Source organism: Prevotella sp. HMSC073D09 (assembly GCF_001814145.1).
GTDB classification, from domain to species: domain Bacteria; phylum Bacteroidota; class Bacteroidia; order Bacteroidales; family Bacteroidaceae; genus Prevotella; species Prevotella conceptionensis.
This window is the reverse complement of sequence record NZ_KV815149.1, coordinates 85,540-92,876: the sequence shown is the minus strand read 5'-3', so window position 1 is coordinate 92,876 and position 7,337 is coordinate 85,540. Positions and strand designations below refer to the sequence as shown.

Annotated in this window: 3 protein-coding genes; 1 reads left to right on the top strand and 2 read right to left on the bottom strand. The window is 47.0% G+C overall.

What is annotated here, in order from left to right:
• A partial coding sequence (locus HMPREF2955_RS16695; RefSeq protein WP_210401334.1) for a hypothetical protein occupies positions 1-257 on the top strand: 257 nt, incomplete at its 5' end.
• Positions 258-1,338: 1,081 nt separating this feature from the next.
• Here the strand turns inward: HMPREF2955_RS16695 and HMPREF2955_RS14425 are convergent.
• Positions 1,339-5,082, bottom strand: a complete 3,744-nt coding sequence (locus tag HMPREF2955_RS14425) for a prealbumin-like fold domain-containing protein (protein ID WP_070724083.1) — start codon at positions 5,080-5,082, stop codon at positions 1,339-1,341.
• Positions 5,079-5,999: a TolB family protein gene (locus HMPREF2955_RS14420; RefSeq protein ID WP_070724082.1), complete on the bottom strand. Its 921-nt coding sequence runs from the start codon at positions 5,997-5,999 to the stop codon at positions 5,079-5,081. The genes HMPREF2955_RS14425 and HMPREF2955_RS14420 overlap by 4 nt, the downstream gene beginning before the upstream one ends.
• Positions 6,000-7,337 lie beyond the last annotated feature (1,338 nt).

Here is a 7,337-nt window from a genome sequence, read left to right as displayed (position 1 = left end):
AAACTAGAAAGGCTAAATGGTACAAAATGCAGGTCTTCTTCTTAAAAACAGACAAGATAGGAGAGGTGAAAGACTATAAGAAGTGCCCATTTATAGTCAAACAGAGTTGCTGTTGGAAAATAGTTGTTAGAAGAATGCAAGGTGTGCGTAGCATGGCATCAATAAACCTTCACGCAAAAGAAAAGGAGCACATTTTGTTTGATTACGATGCACCTATGACTTTCCAAATCCATTTCTGTTTGACTATAAAAATCTAGAACACGGGTGCACCATGCGCAGAACAAAGCCAATGAAATGTAAAATATTTGCACCGTATTTTAACATCATGAGTGCCATCGGTGCGAAATTTCCAGACACAGGGCGAATTTACGCGCGTATTTCAGAAGTTTATAACACACTGATTTACTGGCATTTATCTATAAAAGCGCAAGAATATACTTTCTTTTAACGTTTTATCAGGGCTTTCAGCATATTTATACGCACGGCTAAAAGTCATCAAGTGGCTTTTAGCCGATAAAAGATAAATAACTTATTAGCAAGCAGTTATAATTTATTTGCATGTTGCTTGGGAGCTATTTGCTGCTAAATGTGCTGCATTTTGGTGCTAAATGCAATGCGTTTTGATGCTAAATGCAATGCGTTTTGGTGCAAAACACATTACAACCACAAATGTTTCAACCGAATTTTCATGTTGTTTCGAACCCAAATTTGGGACAATTTTTCTTCAAAGAGAAATGCAAAAGCATAGTAAATAGCAAGAATCGGGGTGAATAAGTGCGCTATGTCAGCTACACTTTTCTCCTCTTTAGCGCATTTTTATATGTTTTGGCAGGTTTGTTTGTCTAGAAGTGGCAGCCACAAAAATATGTTTTGTAAAACATATTTACCATTTTAACCCTAATCGGCCGTTAGAGCTTGTGCAGATTTTGTGTATTGTTGAGCATATTGTCTGACTTATTATTGAAGACGAAGCGGGCTACGTCAAGAGAATAAGACAGGCAAGATGCCGACAAGCAAACGAAAGATGAACAGGAAGCGATGGAAACAACCTAAAATAATAGGTAAGCGGTCTAACGACCGATTGGGTTTAACCATTCACCGATTGGCTTTAAGCCACAAAAAAGCCCACCCCATGCTACCCTCGAAAGGGGGCTGGGGTGGGACAATGATAAATTTCAAGACGGTATTTATAACGCTTATAGGCGATATTAATTACACTTCTAGACCATATTAATTACATTTCTAGGCGATATTAATTATGACTTCGAGACGATATTAATTACACTTCTAGGCGATATTAATTACGCTTACAGGCATTAATAATAACGTTTCAAGTCGCTATTTACGAATAACTTTCTCGGTTTTCTTGCTACCATCGGCATACGTAGTAACAACGATGTTCACGCCCTCGAAAGGTTGTGCCGACTGCAAACCAGCTGCATTGTAATAGCGGATGCTAACCACGCGCTTGCCTGCGGCGGGTTGTTCAATAGCTGTTGTGGGCTGTCGTTTCACCGTTAAGGAGCGTTTGGCAGGCGTAAGCGTTTGGTTATGCTCGGTGGGAATACTCAAGATGCAAACCTCCTTGCCGGCACATACCAAGTTGCCTGCGGGGTCGAAGGCCATTTGGTATATCTCTTTGCCCAAACCTTCGTAGCTATACTTCTTGGTAAGCGTGGGCGTTGAGCCGTTCCATGCAACGTTGAAGAACTGCAATGCCAAGCTGCCATCGCATATAACGAGGGTCTTTCCATCGTCGCTAACAGCAAATCCCGACCTGCGCGACCCATTGAGGTTCTCTACCCAATCGGCATTGCCAGAGTTAAAGGTTACTTTTCCGTCCTTATCTACGTACATCAGCGAAGGCACACCCTTGGTGTTGTTGCCTGCTCCGCGATATTGCACCACCCAAAGTCCACCATCAGGACCGGCTGCCAGGTTGTCGTCGGCATTGATTAGTCCGCTAACTTTAAGCGTCTGACTAGGTGCCTTGTTCCACGATGTAAGCACCGAGCCGTCGGGTTGTCCAATGTTGTACACGCCAATAGCCGCCTTCATGTCTTCTAAGCAAACGTATAGCTTGGCATTACTGCCGCTACCCGTTGGCAAAACCATCGAGGCCGACGAGCCAACGCTTTGTCCATCGTTGGTGATTAGTCCGTCTTCATCAGGCTGACCAACGAAGAACTGCTCGAACTTGCCGTCCATCTGAGCAGGGTTAGCAATAAACACGCCCGGATTTTCGTCGCTAAACTCGGCAATATAGAGCTTACCTGTTGCATCAACACTCATTCTGTAATTCCCCATCAGCTTTTGTCCGCCCTTATATGGGGCAGCATTGGTGCGCACGCCATTAGCATCGCACACGTAAATACCCGTCACCTCGAGTTTCTTTTTATTGGCTTCGCCCACATACATACGTCCAAAGAAGTCGCTCTCAGTGCTCTTGTCGATGGCCACCGTGGCTCGATTGTAGGTTGTGGAAGCCGCTTCGGGGTTAATGCGGTTGATGCTTGTTATGCGATTTCCCGTTAGGCTCACGGCCCAATTCAACTCCTGTTGCTTATCACCGGGCAACAAGTCGGTGGCAAAGTCGAAACTATTGTGGCCAGCCTTTACGCCATTGAGTGGCAGTTCGCCCACGGCAGCGTTTGTTTTGGCATCAGTAAACACCAGTTTAGCGGCTGTGGGTTCGTCGTTGGCATCAAACGAGAAGGTGTAACGTTCGCCGGCCTGTGCCAAACGCAGGTTGTAGGCGTACACACCTTTCACTGCGGGCTGGGCAACACCCTTGGTGGTAAAGTTTGTCAGCACGCTGTCGGTAATGAGCGTAAGGGTGATGTCGGCATCCTTCACCGTGGCCGTGGCAGCCATAAAGCCCACCTTTTCTAGTGGCGTGGCAAGGTTTAGCGTGGTTGCCTTTATCAATTTGGCCTTTTCTAAACCCTCGCTCACGTCAAAAAGGCGCAGTCCGGCCACCTTCGCATCTTTGAGATAAGGCGTGGCCAAAAGCGTATGCTTGGCGTACTTAAAGAATATGGCACCCGATGCAGCAGCCACATCGCCCTCGTTGCCCAATATGTCGGCAGGCAAACGGCCAAGTATCTCGCTGTCTACATTAGATGTTGTTGCGGGCTTAAACTCCATCGGCGAGGTTACGCTGCCGTCTACCATCCACTGATCGTCGGCAAAGGGCGATGCGCACAGCTTGTAATCGTTGCCCAGTTTCACCTCGGTGAAGTTGCTGCTGGCGTTGATGGTTTTCTCGGTAAAGAGCGAAGAGGTGATGGTGTTGTTCTCAACATAGAGCACTAAGTTTCTCACCCCCTTGGCAACACCATTGGCATTGGTTCCACCAACAATCACTTTGCAGCTTTTGGCAGCACCACTTACGGCCACCGTCTTGCCCATATCGGCGTTAAGGAAGTTGGCCGAGCTTTGCGTTGTGAGCCACTCAATGGGATTGGCATCCATGTCTTGCCACTTAAAGATGCGCAACGTGCCACGCTTGTAACCCTTGTCCGTTTCCACTTCTCCATCGTTAAACTGGCATTCCACGCTGTTTACGCCCACCAATTGTCCGTCGGCGGTAAAGGCGATGTCGTTCAAACGGCTGTGAAAACCCTTGTTGTCGGTTTCGGCCGCAGGCAGTCCGTTGGTGCTCAGCTGCTTTTCTATCTTCCTCGTGGCGTTGTTCACCAAGTAAAGCAGAGGCGTTCCGTTGTCGTTGGTCAATATAACGGTCTTGCCTTCGCGCGTGATGGCACGCTTAACTTCGCCCTTTATGGCCAGCGTAACAGGCTCTTCTGCCTTCATGTTCAGTGCCTCTGGCATGGTTAAGTAGGCCGGTTGCACGGGGTCGGGATAATTAACGTAAGTGTCGGCAGGCGGTTCGTAGCCCTCAACTTCAAGGTACAGCTTGGTATAAGCCGTTTGATTTGCCTTTACCACCAGCTTTTCCATGCTCTGTGCCACGAGTTTTTGATACTCGGTAGAAGTGGCATCGGCAGTGAAATGGCCTTGTTCCTTATAGCCTTTAAGGGCGGCCCGCACGGTGTATTCGCCTGGTTCAAGGTCTTCAAACACAAAGATACCGTTGTAAAGCGTGTCTACTTGATAGGTTTTCACGGCCTTATCGCCCTTAAAGAGCGTTACGGTGGCCCCGTTCAGGGGTAGCCATTGGTCGTTGGTACGCGGCGCATAGTGGAAAACGGGGTTGACGATACGCTCGTGAAGGTCTTTCACCGTACCCATAATGTAGCCCGTTTTTTCGCCAGGGAGGTTAAATATCTCGGCCAATCCGCGCGACATCCTGATGGCATCCTGCTTGCAATAGTCGGGGTTTAAGGCGCGATGCCGAGCAGGTTGGTAGGTATGGAAATAGCCTTCGATAAGAAATCCTGGCACACCATGTTTCAAAACGCCTAGATAACCCTCGTATTCACCATGTTTACCTTTACGAACGGACGAACTATGATAGAACGAGATGTCGCCCCGAACGTTCATGTCCGTTCGGCTGTAATAGCTTTGCGGGTCCAGTTCGTCCATATAATGGGGTCCCCACATCTTGATGGCCATGTCTCGGCTACCTGGTACTAGGTCGTTGCCCTCTTTATCTCTGCCGCGATAAAGAATAAGTGGATAGTTGGTGTTTCCTCCATCGGTGGCGGCATTAGAGTGTACCGAGATAAAGAAATCCATGTTGTTGGCATCCACCTCTTCGCAAATCTCCGACAATGGTCGGTCGTATTTATCGTTCTCTGGGTTACCAGTAACATAGGGATACGGGCCGTTCTCTGTTCGCGAAAGCATGATGTTATCGCGTTTAACGCCCATCTTCACCAGCTTGTCTACCATAGGGAGGGTTCGCATCAGCACGGTAGACGACTCGTAGAAGCCTTTCTTATCTGGCCTACCTGTTTCTGGCAGGTTGGGATAAGGTATGGTAGGCATCGGACGGTCGTTAGGTCCGTAGCATCCATGCCCAGGATTGAGGTAGATACGCAGCTCGCTTGCATTTTTTGTCTGTGCTTGCGCAAGGGCAGTAAAGGCCATTGCTATAAAAAGTAATATCTTCTTCATGGCTGTTGGCTTTTAGTTACGTTGATGATATATGCCTTTCCCTCGGGCGTTGAGAATGCAATCTTGCCCGCCTGAGCCGAAACTTTGGGGTACATCGCTATGAGCGAGTCGGGCGTAAGCGTCTGTTTGTCGCCTTTGAGGTTGGTGGCCACGATACGCGATGCGTAAACAAACTCGCCATCGTCTTGGTCGTACATGCCTACTACTGTGGAATCGTCCCACCATTGGGGTGCGCGCATCATGCCAAGCGGCTTTACATGGCTGCCATCGAGGTTGCAAACAAATGCTCCTTCGGCCCCCACATAATACAAAATCTTGGTTCCGTCGGGCGAAAGCGATGGCCATAGATAGCTTTTATCCTTACCATTGGGCGAGAGATTGCTGGTTTTGCCGTTGCGCGAAATCATCAGTTGCCTGTTGTTGATGCTTAACACCACGGCATTCTTGGCCGAAGCCTTGCCCTCAAACCCCTTGGCTGCCACCTGTCCACGCGTAACGGGTAGGGCAGCTTGATTGTTTAGTGCCACCCCTTGCAAACTTCTCGTGGGGGCAACTAGTTCTTTATGCTGTCCCGATTCTAGGTTAATGCTACGCAACGACACCATTCGGAGATGGCCAGGCGTGAACGAATTTTCTCGATACACCACGCGTTTGCCGTCGGGCGACACACGCGCATCGTAGCCGGCACCTGCTGCCTGCGTAATGTTTTGGGCTTTCCCTGTGTTCAGGTCTAGCTTAGTAAGTCCGCTGTTGTTGTCGGTTGTGAGCAAAAGAAAATCTCCTTGCCCACTAATTGCCACCACCTTGCTCCCCACATCCGACGGAAGTTCCACAGGGACAAGGCTTGCGACGTTGAAAACTTGCGCCCAACAGCCAACAGTAAGTGCTGTGGCGAAGGCTAATGCTGCTTTCCTCATACGAAAGTTGTTTTTAGGTTAAAATAATAATGTTAGGTTCTTAGATAGCAAGTTCGTGTGTTATTGAGTTGGCGAGTTAGCTAGTATGTGGGTTGAATACGAGAAACCACAAAACTCAAAGTCGCCAATAAAACACGAACACACATAATTTAGGCTTTCGTAGGCCGCACGCTTACGGCCGAAAGATGGTCTTTTACGATGGTGTGCGTAAGGGCGATATGTCTCAGGTTTGCCAGGGTTGGCAAATTATCCCTAGATGTTTTTACTCGCTTTCACAACACTCCAACGCCACTAACTCGCCCATTTGCTCATGCGCTTGGGCGTGCTTGGCCAGTAAAAACAAATCAAAACAACAAGTTTCTTACAGTTTTGTGTTGCGCTGTTCTTCTTTGGTTTGCGTCTAATGCGCGGTTTCTCTCTTCTCAAAATGTCCGATTTCCATATAAAATAGCCTAATGGCACACTTGCAGCGCTCTCATTTGCGAAGTTAGGAAATAAATAAATACCCTGCAATAAGCCTTAATTTATTTTCATGATATTTAAATATTGTAATGACATTGATGCGGAAAGATGAACGAACAATTGGCTGTTGAATACGCAAATGGACCAGTTGGCGAGTCTAAAACCCAATTAACCGTGACCATTACTTAAAGTAGAAGTCAGAGAAGTAGCCTTGATTTTTAATCTTTCTATAACGCGAGGCCCTTGCTGTCTTTGTGTTGCAAAACCAAGATAAGCTCTCCGCTCATATACAAAGGGCAGGACAAATCAACTCACTGGCCTATAAACTCACGAAGACCCAATAACGCCCAAATACATCAACTCATCAACTTACAAACTCAAAAAATCACAAACCCATCAACTCAAAAACTTAAACACTCACGAACCAACACGCTCGTTAACCTGTCTACTCATTAACTTAAAATCTCGTCAACTTGCCAACTCGTAATCTTGTCAACTTGTTAACTCGTCAACTTGTTAACTCATTAACTTAAAATCTTGTCAACTCGTTAACTCGTTAACTTGTCAACTTGAATTCTTGCCAACTTAGCCCCTTGTCAACTTTTCAGCATAAATTTTAACATTATGAGTACCCTTTCTGTCCACCAATCGCCAACCTTGCCGCAAAAAATCGATTCTCGCGAAGGTTCGTTTTGATGCAAAATGGGGGTAGTTGTGCATACGGGTAAAACGAATATTTATTTAAAAAGACCGTCATTTACACCAGTTTTTGTGCTATTTGCTGCTAAACACAGGGCAATATGCCGCTAAATGCAATGCGTTTTGGTGCTAATTGCAGTGCGTTTGGTGCTAAATGCAGTGCGTTTTGGTGCTAAA

What these genes read in the sequence shown, in the direction of transcription:
- HMPREF2955_RS14425 (WP_070724083.1), bottom strand. Translation starts at nt 5,082, where the DNA reads ATGAAGAAGATATTACTTTTTATAGCAATGGCCTTTACTGCCCTTGCG.
- HMPREF2955_RS14420 (WP_070724082.1), bottom strand. Translation starts at nt 5,999, where the DNA reads ATGAGGAAAGCAGCATTAGCCTTCGCCACAGCACTTACTGTTGGCTGT.